Here is a 14,047-nt window from a genome sequence, read left to right as displayed (position 1 = left end):
AAATAAAAACGAATTATCGGAGAATATTATGAAAATCCAAAGCAAAATTTTTGAAGTTAAAGAATATAATTTAGGCGGACATAACGAAACTATCGTTGCAGGCGGTCGTCATTTATTTGAAAAATTACCTCAAGCATTTGAAGGTATTAAACAAATCGGTGTAATTGGTTGGGGATCTCAAGGACCTGCTCAAGCACAGAACTTACGTGACTCTTTAGAAGGAATGGGTATTAAAGTTAAAGTTGGCCTACGTTCTGGTTCAAGCTCAGAAAAAGAAGCTGAAGCTGCTGGCTTTACTAAAGCAAATGGTACTCTTGGAGAAATGTTTGAAGTATTAAGAGAGTCTGATATGGCAATCATATTAATCTCAGATGCTGCTCAAGCTAAACTTTACGATAAAATTTTCGAAGCTGTTAAGCCTGGTGCAACATTAGGTTTCTCTCATGGCTTCTTAATTGGTTTTGTTGAAAGCATTAACTATAAAATTAGAAAAGATATAAATATCATCGCAATGTGTCCTAAAGGTATGGGGCCTTCAGTTCGTCGTTTATATGAGCAAGGTAAAACAGTAAATGGTGCTGGTATTAATAGTAGCATTGGTGTTTACCAAGATGTAAATGGTAAAGCAACTGAGCAAGCTTTAGCATGGGCTATAGCTTGTGGTGCTCCATTTGTATTCCCAACAACTATGGAAATGGAATATCGTTCAGATATCTTCGGTGAAAGAGGAGTTTTACTAGGTGGTGTACATGGAATTATTGAAGTTCTTTATCGCTACTTTACAGAGAATGGTATGGATAAAGAAGAAGCTTTCCGTCGTACAGCTGAAGCTATCACTGGACCTATATCTAAAATCATATCAACTCAAGGTATGAAAAAAGTTTATGACAGCTTAGAAACAGCTGAAGATAAACAAAAGTTTGAAAATGCTTATAACGCTGCATACACTCCTTTATTTGACATCCTAATAGAGTGTTATGAAGATGTTGAAAGCGGTAACGAGATTCGTTCAGTTGTAATGGCTGGTGCTCGTCATGATCGTTTACCTATGGGCAAAATTGATAAAACTGAATTATGGAAAGTTGGTGAAAAAGTAAGAGCAGAGCGCGCTAACCATAAAACTCCTATTGATCCAATCACAGCTGGTGTCTATATTGCTTGTATAATGGCTCAATCTGACGTTTTAGCTCAAAAAGGGCATGCTTACTCTGAGATCGTAAATGAGTCTATTATAGAAGCTGTTGATTCACTAAACCCATACATGCACTACAAAGGCGTTGCTTTCATGGTTGATAACTGCTCAACAACAGCTAGACTTGGTTCACGTAAGTGGGCACCTAGATTTGACTATAACCTAATGCAACAAGCTATCCCATGCATTAACCAAAAAGCTGGTGCAGGCGCTCCTTTTGAAAAATTTGCTAATCACCCAGTACATGCAGCTTTAGCTGTATGTTCAACACTACGTCCATCAGTTGACATAAGTATTGTTGGATAATTCTTCTTAAGAATTTATATCTTTATTAGTTTTTTAAAATATTACTCATCAACTATTGTGCCATCTCTTTCGACAATAATAGTTTGTGGTTGATCATTAGAAAATTCTTCACTTGTATACTCAGTATTACTTCCACCAAAGTATTGCATAACATAATTTACAGCAGGCAAGGATACTGTAGAAATACATATATAAATTACGAGTTTTAGAAACTTACTAATAGGAAATAAATTCTTAACATATCCAATAACTATTAGGTATATAATTGTCGCCACAAAAAAGGCTATAACATAATTAACCATGTAAACACTTATCCTATTTAATAATTTTTAATAATATCAAAAACTTCTTTTAGTTTTTTCTCATCTTTTTCTCCAGGCTTGGACTCTACACTAGAGTTTATATCCAATGCAGAACATTCTAGTTTTATAGCTTCTGCTATATTTTTAGAACTCAAACCACCAGCTAAAACAATATTTTTTTTATCCTTTATTAAGCCCCAATCAAAGCTTTTTCCAGACCCTCCAATTTGATCACCAACTTTAGTATCTAAAACATGATAATCAACATTTTCTAAAAACTCTGGTAGATGTTTGTCTATTCCATAAGCTTTCCATATTTGACAGTTTTTATGAATTTTAGATCTTAACTTATCTATATATTCCTGCGATTCATTTCCATGCAACTGAATAGCGCTGAGTTTTAAGCCATAGGAATAATCAACAACTTTATCTAAATCCTCGTCTTTAAAAACTCCAACGTAACTTAGCTTTACACCTCTAACTATTGTTTTTGCCATGTCAAAATTTACATATCTTGGAGAGCTCTCTACAAAAATCAATCCTCCGTATACAGCTCCAGCATCATACGCTTTTTGAGCATTTTCTACAGAAGTAAGGCCGCAAACTTTATTAAAACCATAAACTATCTTTCTAATAGCTAATTCGAGATTTTTCTCTGCCATTAAAGAGCTTCCTATCAAGAAGCCGTTTGCATGCTCTCTTAAGTCTCTAACTTGCTGATTTTTATATATTCCTGACTCGGATATAACTATTGTATCTTTAGGAATTTTTGGTGCTAATAATTTAGTTGTATTGAGATCTACAGATAAGTCTCTCAAATTACGGTTATTTATACCTATAACCCTAGCCTTTAATCTAATAGCTCTTTGTAACTCATCTTCGGTGCTCACTTCAGTAAGTATTCCCATATCTAATCTACGAGCAACTTTTGCAAGAGCCTTATACTCTTCATCACCAAGAACGGAAAGCATAAGTAAAATAGCATCTGCTTGATAGTATCTAGCTAAATAAACCTGATACTCATCTATAAAAAAATCTTTACAAAGAATGGGTTGATCTACCAAGTTTTTTACTATTCCTATATTTGCAAAGCTTCCCATAAAAAACTCTTCATCTGTTAACACAGATATCGCATTAGCATAGTTTTTATATACTGATGCTATCTCTTTTAAATCAAATTTCTTACGTATAAGACCTTTAGATGGAGAACCTTTTTTACATTCAAGAATAAATATAGCTTTATCAGATTTTAAAGCTTCATAAAAATCTTTATTGGCTTTTTTTACTTCATTTTTAAAAATATCTAGTGGAAATTTTCTTTTTTTCTCAAAAACCCACTTTCTTTTTGCTTCAACTATTTTAGCTAAAATCGTTTCCATGTTTTAAATAAATAAAAATAACTTATAGGAATATTTTAAAGCAAAATACTTTGAATGTTTAACTTATATGTTCTTATTTTATATTCTAAATCAGCCAGCCTCTAGATACTGCTATATTAACTTGCTCAACAACATACTCCCAAAGTTTAGGAGCTATTTCTTTTAACCCTTCATTTCTTTTTAAAACTTTCTCTTTTGGAATCTCTCCATAAGCTGTCCAGCTGCCACCATTATTTTGCATATTTTGAAATAGGGGCGCAACTCGCTCTATAGCTTTAGAAAACTTTGCTTCAGCTGTTTTATTTTCTTCAAACTCTAACCAAAGGTTTTTATACATTTTTGCATCTTCATCAGGTAAAAATGAAAATATTTTTTCCAATGCTTCTAGTTCTTTAGCATTTTGTTCTGCCAATATAGCATGGCTATCAAATGCAAAGGTATCTCCAGCATATATTTCAACAATGTCATGAATTAAGAGCATTTTCATAACTTTTGTTATATCTATGCTCTTATTAGCATAATCTTGTAAAACTACTGCCATTAATGTTACTTGCCAACTATGTTCGGCCGTGTTTTCTCTACGATTATTATCACATTTTATTAAAGCTCTACGATATACACCTTTCAGCTTATCAGTTTCTTCTATAAAGCTTATTTTCTTTTGTAAATCTGTCATTTTAATTATTTATCGTTGGTATCATTTTATCCAAAAGTTTAGGAACTACATCTTTAACTTTTGCGTGATACTTACTTAAATCGTAACCAGAAGTAATAACAAAATCAGCTGTACCTAATAACTGCTTATTATCAGTTTCATATAAAGTATAATTAACGTCTGATAAATAAGTTATTCCCCACCATTTTCTATGTGCATCATACTTTAGTGATGCTTGGCAATTATAAGTTTTATTTTCTGAATTTTGTAAATAAACCTTAATATTTTTACTTTCTAAAACACTCTGCGTCTCTTGTACAAAATTAGCTACTGTTACTGATGGATTAACCATAATACAAACACTTTTAATCTTTTGATTAACAGCATTCACACTTATTTTTTCAGCGTTAGCAAAACCAATACTCATAACTAATACTGTTAAAATAAAGATAATCTTTTTCATGACAAATCTCCTTTTAGAGGTAAAAATACAATCTTATTATTTAAGCTAATGATAATTTATAGCAACAGCTATAATTATCATTATTATACTTATAGCTCCTCCCGTATGTGATCCAGCAGTTAAACCATTACAAACAAAGTTTGTAAAACCATGAGAATCATTATCTCCAGTTGTAAATATTTTTATAGGATCTGTTTCTGGTTTATTACTTTCATCCAGTTTAAATTGAAAACTATTAGCTACAAGTACTTTCTTTATCAAAGTATTTCCATCAGATATGTAGGATATTTCTTTAACATCAAATTTTCCAACCGGTACGAGATAACTAGCAACAACAACCATTAAAGCCAGAAAAAAAGTATTACCAAAGCCTCAGGCATTTTTATAGTTTTATTAAGCATATATAAATAAGTAAACAAAAAGATTAGTAATTAAAGATTAGCAATTTTTTATAGCTTAAAAAACATTTTTAGACTTTTTGTTGAACTTTGTGGCTTATATTTTGCCAATGACAAAATATTTTTTTGTTTATAGGTTTTAAAATAATCTTTTTATTTAATATTATTTTTTAACCAAGAAGATATTATATTAGCTATTTCTTCGTTATTACTATCTTGCATCATAATATGAGAGTTACCATACATCTCTAAATCTTCCGGAAGATATATCAATTCGGCAGGAACTTTACCTTCTTTTTTTATAGCTTTAACCATTTCTTTACAAGATTTTAATCGAGCTGGATGATTACCTTCTTCTCCTCGTTCATATATATGATCTCCCCATATACCCAAAAAAGGTATATTCCCTAAAGGACTATTTCCACCTTTATTATTGGAAGGACATTCTGTAGTCTCTATTGCCACAATCGCTTTAACTAGTGATGGATTTTCTTTAGCTACCTTATATCCGATTCTGTCGCAAATATTTCATGAGTCACTTCAATATAAAAAGCCTATTGATGTGTATTATGATAATTTGAATAGAAAATTAGCCGCATAGAGTAGGAATTAGATTGCTGAAAATATTGTTTGACTATTTGGGGTAGAACATAAAAACAAATTTATAAAATAATATTTCCAGTAGTTTTTTAGGTCTTCTATTTGAGCTAAATATCTTGTTACAGAAGTTACATTTATACCTCTGAACTCCATTTCTTTTGCTTTTTTCTTAGTAAAATTAGAACCCTTTTAAAACCTTTATTTTATAATACTTATAGCTATATTCTAGGCACCATTTTTTTTCAATTAACTCATATTTGCAACTGAATCTAGACATGTGTTAGAATTAAAAATTCCCAAATTTACTGAGCAGCATCAGTCTATATGAAAGATGCTATATTTTTCAAAATAATTAAATACAACGGTGTTTTAAGAGCGTCTTTCCAAGATAGTATTACTATTTCTAAAACTGCAGGAGATTCTAAATTTACGATATCAACCTATAAAAATAGAGAAAGTGATCAAAAATTCAAGAATTTCGAAAATCCGCCACATCATTCTATCAATTTATATAAACATGGTAATGAGGTTTACATTAAAAAAGTTAAATATTATTCTCATAAAACAAAAGAAGTTGACTATAATAGCCTTATAAAAAAGACCTTAAATAGAGAAGAAACTAAAGCTTTTTTATCAAATCCAGAGAATGCTTATCTTTTAAGAGAAGTTACTATTGATAGCTTTATCTCAGAAAACGATATATATTTACATATAGCGGTGTATAAGTACCTTAATCAAACAGTACAAACAAGAATACACTCCTTGTCTAAATATGAATATACAGCTACATTATATTCTGCGAGAAAAAATCTACAAGTTGATTGTTGTCTTGACCTTAACAGTTCTAAATTTCTTTTGGAAAGTTATGTATCTTTGGTGATTCGAACTTATAGCTTTTTTAAAGTTACTGGTTTTCTACATAGAGATATAAAACCAGATAATATTCTCATAAAACCCTTGGAAAATACGTATATAAATAGAAGTCCATTAAATGAAGTTGTAGAGAAAATAAACAATGGAGAATTGTTTTTCGAAATTGCAAATAGCTATAAATACAAGCTAGTTCTTTTTGACCATGATTTATCTAAATTAAAAGATATCTATGATTATAAATATATATGCTGGGGGACCCCTCTTTTCAACGCCCCTGCAATTATAGCTCTTTCGTCTATATTGAAAAAAAATAATATAGATGATAGTAATATTATAATTGTTGGAGATATGCTGTCATTTGTTTTTACGTATCGTGAATTAGTAAGTTATAAACTAATAAAATCCTGTGAATTAAAGTTTAATATTGAAAGTTGTTTTAATAAGTATTTAACCGATATCTGTAATCGTTTTTCAGAAGAAAGTAAAGAAATTGGAATATTAATCAGTAAGAATAACAAAAAACAACAAGGAGATCTTCTCGTAAGTAATAAAGATTTATTTGAGAAAGTCAGTGATTACTTTAAATCTTATCAAAAAAATAAGCTTCTAGATTTAGTGGAGAATCTTTTATCCATTACTCATAAATTTATACAAAAAATGTCCAGTTTTACAGAAATAAGAACCGACCAACAAGTAAATCATGATTATGAATACAAACATACAAATTCTGAGAAAAGACCAAATTATAAATATGACCTATTAACTCAATATAATAAATTTCTAGAGTTAGAACAACAATATATGTTCTATAAAAACCCTGCTATAAAGCAATTGATATATGAAGTACTAATTGAAGTAAATACTTTAAGAATACCAGTTGATGAAAATACTTTTGATAATATTGCTGTTAGAATCAAATATATATTTGATAAGCAAGAAGCTATGAATATCCCAAGATTAGAAACTGTAATCAAAAAGATTATAAATATATTAGAAGATGGATATAAGTCAATAATGTTACAGAAGAGCATAGATAGTTCAATCAGAATCAATAAAATTGGTATTCCAGAGCCAGAATTAAAACATTTTTTTAAATATCCCTATGATTTAAAAAATAATGAAACAGAATATTACCCTCGTAAGTTTGAAACAGCCTTATCATTTTTAATGATAAAATACTATTTTAATAATTCAGATGAAGTACATTTGTTATCAAATAAAATATCTACTATTAATGATTACTTGAAAAAAATAATTGCAACTTGTCTTTTATCTCCAAAACTTATTTTGTCGCATGATCCTGCTTTATGGATAAATATTGCGGGTATATTTACAATCTCTCAAGCTATAGATAAAGATAAAGATATTATCGTTAATATGCCTGATGAGATTTTTGCTAATTTTAGAGACCTGTATCCACGTTTGAATAATGATATCTTCGAGGAAAAACTCTACGATCTTGAAGATAATGTTATAGACCTGCGAATATTTAGTTATGCTGAAGTTTTAAGAAGCTTAAAAATACACTTCCCTATTTCAAGAAGTAGCAGTTATGCAGGCATAAGATCGTTTTGTAAATTAATAATGTTGACACAAGCATACAATTGGTTACCATCTAAACTTACAAGTAGCATACATAGTAATTTTATTGATTCCAAATTATCAAGAACTTATGATGAGCATCCATATTTCAAAGATAAGGGGCCAAAGATAGATAATAGTAAAACTACTACTGCTATGGGGCTCATGCAAAAAAGTAGATTACCAGAACTTAGTAGAAGTAAAGTTAATATGCCCTCATCAAGATCAATAGCTCCAAAAAAGAAAGATTCAGACTGGAATAAATTTCGAATTGATGAAAAGCAAATTTATGTTTCAGGAATTTCAGGAATTGGATTACTTTTAGTTAAAGTACTTGAAATTTATAGTCGGGAGAATAAAACTACTTTTTTAAAAAAAGAGTATATGCAAATTATGCCAAGAATGTTTCCAATATTTACATTTTTTTTCACAGGTCATAGTCATTTTGAGCTTTTTAATGGTGTTAAAGAAGCATATAAGTCTTTATATCTAGAAGATTTTTATACTTGGGAGGAATATGTCGATTCTATACCCTGCCATTTATTTAAGTTTAGTACAAATCTTGCTTTATTTGCCTGAGAATGGCCTTGATGAATAGCGATTTCGATAGCTCTTTTCCAATTGTTGTTGCTAGATAGCAAACCTATCTGTTAGTGCTTGATAGAAGAATTTGCCACGATACCAACTTAATTTCTGCTTTAATTTTGGAGAGTATTGAATTACACATCTATAGATAGTTGTATGGTCTACATTTACTCCTCGCTCTCTTAGCATTTCTTCTAAATCTCTATAACTTATGCCATATTTTAAATACCATCTTACTGCCCATAGAATAACCACGCCATTAAAACGCTTATATTTAAATTCATTCATAAAAAGATAAAATTAGATACAATATCCTGAAAGTTTAAGAAAATTCATAAAATTAGTCAAAGTTTGCAACAGAACCGTTTATTTATATAGTATTAGAAAGTTTATTTTTGATCTACAATTTGTTGTAGTGTTTTATAACACTTACCTGATTTTAAAACTTTTAATATTTCGTTTGTATTTTCCACAAGATTATCTTTACCAAATAATTTCATTAACATCGCCACATTAACAGCTACAGCACTATTTTGAGCATCCGTTCCTTTACCTTGAAGCATTAGTTTTGTTATTTCTCTATTTTCTTCTGGTAACCCCCCTTGTATTTCACTTATACTATAAGTCTTTATACCAAAATCAGAAGGATATAATACATACTCTTTTATATTTGATTCGCTAACTTCCGCAATATATGTAACATCATGTATAGCAACCTCATCTAAACCACTTCCATATACAACAGCAGCTTTTTCTATATTCATTTTTGCTAGTGTTTTTGCCATTGGCAAAATTAAATCTTTCGAATAAACTCCTATTAGTGCTATTTTTGGTTTAGCTGGATTAATAAGAGGTCCCAGAATATTAAAGATCGTTCTTGTTTTCATCAGCTTCCTAGCTTCTCTAACATGCTTAAGACCATCATTATAGTTAGGTGCAAATAAAAAACCTAAATTATATTTATCTATAGATTTTTTTGTATCTTCTGGAGATAAGTTTAAGTTTATACCAAAAGATTCTAAAAGATCTGATGATCCTGATTTACTAGAAACACTTCTATTACCATGTTTAGCTATTTTTAAACCGCATGTAGCAGCTACAAAAGCCGCTGTAGTTGATATATTAATAGTATTTAATCCATCTCCTCCAGTACCGGCTATATCTGCAAACTCATAATCTATCTTTGGAAAAGATTTAGCATTATCTATTAATGCTTCTGCTGCAGCTGCTATTTCTGTTGGAGTTTCTTTTTTTAATTTTAAAGCAGTAAGTATACTAGTTTGTAAAGCTAAAGGAATTTCTCCTTTTACAAAGTATGTAAAAAGTTGGTAACTTTCAGTTGAAGTTAAACCTTCTAAATTATAAAGTTTTTTAACTATATCATCTAAAATGATCATTTTTCTAAAACCCAATTTATTGTATTCTCTAAAAGCTTAGTGCCATTTGTTGTCATTATTGATTCTGGATGAAACTGAAAACCACAAACTTTATCTTCTTCACTTATAACAGCCATAACTAGATCATTTACGTCAGCTATTACATTTAAATCTTTAGGCACTTTAATTGCTACTAATGAATGATATCTTGCTACAGACATAGGTGAATCTAGTCCTTTAAAAATTTTATGAGAATTATGTTTTACTCTAGCAACTTTACCATGAACTATTTCATTAGCATGAGAAACTATACCACCATACGCTTCAACTATAGCCTGATGACCTAAACATATTCCTATAACAGGTATTTTTCCTCTTATTTCTTTTATAAGATCAATAATAATACCCGCTTCGCTCGGACTACCTGGACCTGGAGAAATAACAACTACTGGATCTTTGATATTATTTATTTCTTTTAATAAATAATCTAAATCTATGTTATTTCTATAAACAGAAACTTTATTTCCTAAAGCTTTAATTTCATCTGCTAAGTTATAAGAAAAAGAATCAAAATTATCTATAAATATAATATTAGCCATAATTATTCTCCATGAACATTTTTAATAGCTGATATTACAGCTTGAGCTTTTGTTCTTGTCTCATCAGCTTCTGCTATAGGTATAGAATCTAAAACTACTCCTGCGCCTGCTTGGATTTCAGCTATTTCATTTTCTACATAAGCTGATCTAATAACGATACAACTATCTAAATCACCATAGCCATTAATATAACCAACAGCTCCACCATAACCACCGCGAGTTTTCTTTTCAACATCACTTATAAGTTGCATAGCTTTTATTTTTGGAGCACCAGTTAAAGTTCCCATATTCATACTAGCTTGATATGCATGTAAAGCATCTAAATCATCTGATAATTGTCCAACAACTCTAGAAACCAAATGCATAACATGACTATATCTATCAACCTTTAATAAATCTGCTACGTATCTTGTTCCTGTTTTAGATATTCTAGCTACATCATTTCTAGCTAAGTCAACTAACATCATATGTTCAGCATTTTCTTTAGTATCTAGTCTAAGTTCTAATTCTATACGACTATCTAAATCTAGGTTTATACTACCATCCAAATTTTTACCTCTACGACGAGTCCCTGCTATAGGATATATTTCCACTTGATTAGTATTCTTTTCATATTTAAGAGCACTTTCAGGAGATGCTCCAAATAAAATAAAATCCTCATCTTGCATATAAAACATATAAGGGCTTGGATTAGTTCTTTTTAATTCTCTGTATACTGCTAAAGAATTTTGACATGGCAAATAAAAACTTCTTGATGGAACTATTTGGAAGATATCTCCATTTATTATATTTGTTTTTAGTTTATCTACTATTTGACAATATTCTTTATCAGATAATGATATAGAAACATCTAAATTTTTTATTTTATTTACTTTTTCTTCTTCTATTTTTTTATTTAAAGCTATTTTTAATAAATCTACTTTATCTTCAAAAGTTTTTTCTATATTTCTATTAAAAATATTAGTTTGAATAAATGATTCTTTTTTTTGATGATCTGTTACTAATAAAGTTTCAGCTACATAAAAAACATAGTCTGGGCATTTATTTTTTCTTTCAACTTTATTTATATTTTCAAAAGTGCCAACCAAATCATAAGCAAATAATCCTGCTATAAATACAGAATATTTATTAGTCAATTCAAAACTATCTCTAACTAGCCTTAAAGCATCAAAAACTGACTGTTCTTTTAATTTAGAATATTCATCTAATTTAGAGTTGTTTTTAGCAAACTCTAAAACTAATTGTTTATTATCTAACTTATATTTAACATTTTTATTTATATTAGATTCTAAAGCTTTTAGTAAATTTTCACCATTTTCAGATAATGCTTTAAAAACAACTTTTTGTCCTATACAAGAAATCCTTACAGCGCTATCTACAACTAAAATACTTTTTAATTTATCTTTTGTAGATATTTCTGCAGATTCTAAAAGAATAGTATTTTTTTTGTTATTACAAACTTTATAAAAAACATCATTCAAATCAGCAGAATAATCTATATTGTAAACTTTTGAATTTAAATATTTTTTTTCAAACTTAAACACTTATAAACCTAAATAAATAATAATAAAAATATTTATAGATAATAACAAAAATAAAGAATAAAAAATATTTATAAAATAAGCAAAAATTATTAAAAGTATTAAGGTTTGACCAATAAAATCAGATATAAAAAAGGGGAAAACTGAATAAAATATTAAAAGTCAAACCTTAATAAGGTTAACCGTAATAAATTACGGTTTAAATACTGGCGGAATGGACGGGACTCGAACCCGCGACCCCCTGCGTGACAGGCAGGTATTCTAACCAACTGAACTACCACTCCTTCATGGTGCCGACACCAGGACTTGAACCCGGAACCTGCCGATTACAAGTCGGCTGCTCTACCAGTTGAGCCATGTCGGCAAACTCATGAAATGATATTATAAACTCTTTTGTAAAGCTGTCAACATCATTTTATAAAAAATAAATTAATTTATTGGAATAACATCGTAGTGATTAAATAATTGAGTTGGCTCAGCTTTTAAATGAATATTTTTACCTATACATAATTCAAGTTCTGCTAACCAAATAGATTCTTCTTTTTCTAAATACTCTATTATTTCTTCTGATGAAATTAATAAAAAACCATTATAATTTGGATAATTTTCAAATTCTGATTTAATTTCCCTAAAAATCTCATAGCATATTGTTTGTAACGTTTTAACTGCTCCTTTACCCTGGCAGTGTTTACATGGTTCACATAAAATTCTAGATAAGCTTTCATGTACCCTTTTTCTAGTCATTTCTACTAAACCTAATGATGAAATCTGACTAACATTGGTTTTTGCTTTATCCGTTTCTAATTCTTTTTTTAAAGCATCTAAAACTTGTTCTTTATGATTATTATCAAACATATCTATGAAATCTATTATTATAATTCCACCTAAGTTTCTAAGCCTTAATTGCCTAGCTATTTCTTTCGTTGCTTCTAGGTTTGTTTTAAAAATAGTTTCTTCTAAATTTTTAGAACCTATAAAAGCACCAGTATTTATATCAATGGTTATCATAGCTTCTGTTTGTTCTATAATAATATACCCACCTGATTTTAAATAAACGTTTTTATCTAAAGCTTTTTCTATTTCTTTATCTATATCATATTCTTCAAAAAGATTATGTTTCTGATATAGTTCTACTTTCTCTCTTAGACCTGGTATATATTTATCTGCAAAATGACATATTTCACTATATGTATCTATATCATCTACTAATATCCTATTTAATTTATCATTAGCATAAATATTTATTGTTTTTATAACTAGACTAAAATCTTCATAAACTACACCTGGTTTTATAATAGTGCTTGCTATATCTATGATGTCTTGCCATAAATTATTCAAAAATTTTATATCATTAGCTAATTCTTCTAAACTTGCATCTTCTGCAGCTGTTCTTAATATATAACCTCGAGGATTTTCGCTCTTAGTTATTATTTTTATATTATTTAAAAGTCTATCTTTTTCTTCTTGATTAGATATTTTTAAAGAAATACCTATATGATCTAAATCTGGTAGATATACTAAAAATCTAGAGGATACAGATAAATGTAGAGTTAATTTAACTCCTTTATTACCTATACTTTCTTTTACAACTTGTACTAATACCTCTTGACCTTCCCTTAGCCATTTATTTATATCTTCATTACTTAATTTATTTAATTTTATATTTTCACTATCAGTTTCTTCTTTTTCTAAAGGTAAAACTTCTGATAAATGTAAAAATCCTGCCTTTTCTAAACCTATATCAACGAAAGCTGCTTGCATACCTGGTAAAACTCTTATAATTTTACCTTTATAAATATTACCAACTATTCTTTTTTGATTATCTCTTTCTATATATATTTCTTTTAATATATTATTTTCTTTTATGGCTATACGATTTTCATAATTATTTACATTTAAAAATATATCTGTTGTTAATTTATCCATAAAAATATTTTTAACATCTTATTTTATTAACATTTTATTATATAGATTTTTTTATTTTATATTTTTCTTTTGTTTTTTATATAACATATTAATATATAACTTTTCTTTTTCTTTCTTATATTATTATTTATTAGTACTGAAAAATATGTTTATAACTTTATGAAAAGCTTTGTTTATATATGTTTAAGCTGTGCAAAAATAGGGAAAAAGATATGTTATTTATATATGTAAAGAGTGTTAATAAAAATGTGAATAAAAAAAAGCATAAAAT

Annotated in this window: 12 protein-coding genes, 2 tRNA genes and 1 pseudogene; 2 read left to right on the top strand and 13 right to left on the bottom strand. The window is 28.7% G+C overall.

What is annotated here, in order from left to right:
* The first annotated feature begins 28 nt into the window (after window positions 1-28).
* The gene (locus KX01_RS02185; RefSeq protein WP_198021102.1) at window positions 29-1,498 is read left to right on the top strand and encodes a ketol-acid reductoisomerase; all 1,470 of its coding nucleotides are present in this window, start codon (window positions 29-31) and stop codon (window positions 1,496-1,498) included.
* Between the two features lie 41 nt (window positions 1,499-1,539).
* On the opposite strand, the gene KX01_RS02180 is transcribed toward KX01_RS02185, so the two are convergent.
* The 6 genes from KX01_RS02180 to KX01_RS02155 all read right to left on the bottom strand — a co-directional run bounded on the left by KX01_RS02180 (window position 1,540) and on the right by KX01_RS02155 (window position 5,160).
* A complete protein-coding gene (locus KX01_RS02180; protein WP_071663430.1) occupies window positions 1,540-1,800 on the bottom strand; it encodes a hypothetical protein in 261 nt (86 codons plus the stop codon).
* 17 nt (window positions 1,801-1,817) lie between these two features.
* A complete protein-coding gene (gene trpCF / locus KX01_RS02175) occupies window positions 1,818-3,179 on the bottom strand; it encodes a bifunctional indole-3-glycerol-phosphate synthase TrpC/phosphoribosylanthranilate isomerase TrpF (protein ID WP_071663429.1) in 1,362 nt (453 codons plus the stop codon).
* Between the two features lie 85 nt (window positions 3,180-3,264).
* On the bottom strand, window positions 3,265-3,855 hold the full coding sequence (locus KX01_RS02170) for an HD domain-containing protein (RefSeq protein ID WP_071663428.1): 591 nt from the start codon (window positions 3,853-3,855) through the stop codon (window positions 3,265-3,267).
* A gap of 1 nt (window position 3,856) precedes the next feature.
* Window positions 3,857-4,297 (bottom strand): hypothetical protein, encoded by a 441-nt coding sequence (locus tag KX01_RS02165; protein WP_071663427.1) that lies wholly within the window; start codon window positions 4,295-4,297, stop codon window positions 3,857-3,859.
* 45 nt (window positions 4,298-4,342) lie between these two features.
* Entirely contained in the window at window positions 4,343-4,639 is a 297-nt protein-coding gene (locus tag KX01_RS02160) for a hypothetical protein (RefSeq protein ID WP_071663426.1), read from the bottom strand.
* Window positions 4,640-4,848: 209 nt separating this feature from the next.
* Window positions 4,849-5,160, bottom strand: a complete 312-nt coding sequence (locus KX01_RS02155; RefSeq protein WP_071663425.1) for an alpha/beta hydrolase family protein — start codon at window positions 5,158-5,160, stop codon at window positions 4,849-4,851.
* Between the two features lie 459 nt (window positions 5,161-5,619).
* On the opposite strand from KX01_RS02155, the gene KX01_RS02150 reads away from it, so the two are divergent.
* Window positions 5,620-8,328: a hypothetical protein gene (locus KX01_RS02150; protein WP_071663424.1), complete on the top strand. Its 2,709-nt coding sequence runs from the start codon at window positions 5,620-5,622 to the stop codon at window positions 8,326-8,328.
* Window positions 8,329-8,427: 99 nt separating this feature from the next.
* Here the strand turns inward: KX01_RS02150 and KX01_RS02145 are convergent.
* The 7 genes and pseudogenes from KX01_RS02145 to KX01_RS02115 form a co-directional block, all read right to left on the bottom strand.
* Window positions 8,428-8,622, bottom strand: a pseudogene (locus tag KX01_RS02145) (IS6 family transposase); the annotation flags it as partial.
* A 101-nt stretch (window positions 8,623-8,723) separates the two neighbouring features.
* Window positions 8,724-9,731 carry an anthranilate phosphoribosyltransferase gene (trpD, locus tag KX01_RS02140; protein WP_071663422.1) on the bottom strand — a complete coding sequence of 336 codons (1,008 nt, stop codon included), beginning with the start codon at window positions 9,729-9,731 and terminating at the stop codon, window positions 8,724-8,726.
* Window positions 9,728-10,309, bottom strand: a complete 582-nt coding sequence (locus tag KX01_RS02135) for an aminodeoxychorismate/anthranilate synthase component II (protein ID WP_071663421.1) — start codon at window positions 10,307-10,309, stop codon at window positions 9,728-9,730. Before KX01_RS02135 ends, trpD begins: the two co-directional genes overlap by 4 nt.
* Before the next feature lie 2 nt (window positions 10,310-10,311).
* Complete coding sequence (locus KX01_RS02130) at window positions 10,312-11,853, bottom strand: anthranilate synthase component 1 (RefSeq protein ID WP_071663420.1); 1,542 nt, start codon at window positions 11,851-11,853, stop codon at window positions 10,312-10,314.
* A gap of 204 nt (window positions 11,854-12,057) precedes the next feature.
* A tRNA-Asp gene (locus tag KX01_RS02125) sits at window positions 12,058-12,134 on the bottom strand.
* Window positions 12,135-12,138: 4 nt separating this feature from the next.
* Window positions 12,139-12,214, bottom strand: a tRNA-Thr gene (locus tag KX01_RS02120).
* Window positions 12,215-12,279: 65 nt separating this feature from the next.
* Window positions 12,280-13,776: an Rne/Rng family ribonuclease gene (locus KX01_RS02115; protein ID WP_071663419.1), complete on the bottom strand. Its 1,497-nt coding sequence runs from the start codon at window positions 13,774-13,776 to the stop codon at window positions 12,280-12,282.
* Window positions 13,777-14,047: the final 271 nt, after the last annotated feature.

This window comes from Francisella frigiditurris, from assembly GCF_001880225.1.
GTDB lineage: Bacteria > Pseudomonadota > Gammaproteobacteria > Francisellales > Francisellaceae > Francisella > Francisella frigiditurris.
The sequence above is the reverse complement of the archived record's forward strand: the minus strand, read 5'-3'. Positions and strand labels throughout refer to the sequence as shown.

Coding starts and splice junctions, on each gene's coding strand:
- KX01_RS02165 (WP_071663427.1), bottom strand. CDS start 4,297: ATGAAAAAGATTATCTTTATTTTAACAGTATTAGTTATGAGTATTGGT.
- KX01_RS02170 (WP_071663428.1), bottom strand. CDS start 3,855: ATGACAGATTTACAAAAGAAAATAAGCTTTATAGAAGAAACTGATAAG.
- KX01_RS02160 (WP_071663426.1), bottom strand. CDS start 4,639: ATGGTTGTTGTTGCTAGTTATCTCGTACCGGTTGGAAAATTTGATGTT.
- trpCF (WP_071663429.1), bottom strand. CDS start 3,179: ATGGAAACGATTTTAGCTAAAATAGTTGAAGCAAAAAGAAAGTGGGTT.
- KX01_RS02115 (WP_071663419.1), bottom strand. CDS start 13,776: ATGGATAAATTAACAACAGATATATTTTTAAATGTAAATAATTATGAA.
- KX01_RS02180 (WP_071663430.1), bottom strand. CDS start 1,800: ATGGTTAATTATGTTATAGCCTTTTTTGTGGCGACAATTATATACCTA.
- KX01_RS02150 (WP_071663424.1), top strand. CDS start 5,620: ATGAAAGATGCTATATTTTTCAAAATAATTAAATACAACGGTGTTTTA.
- KX01_RS02185 (WP_198021102.1), top strand. CDS start 29: ATGAAAATCCAAAGCAAAATTTTTGAAGTTAAAGAATATAATTTAGGC.
- trpD (WP_071663422.1), bottom strand. CDS start 9,731: ATGATCATTTTAGATGATATAGTTAAAAAACTTTATAATTTAGAAGGT.
- KX01_RS02135 (WP_071663421.1), bottom strand. CDS start 10,309: ATGGCTAATATTATATTTATAGATAATTTTGATTCTTTTTCTTATAAC.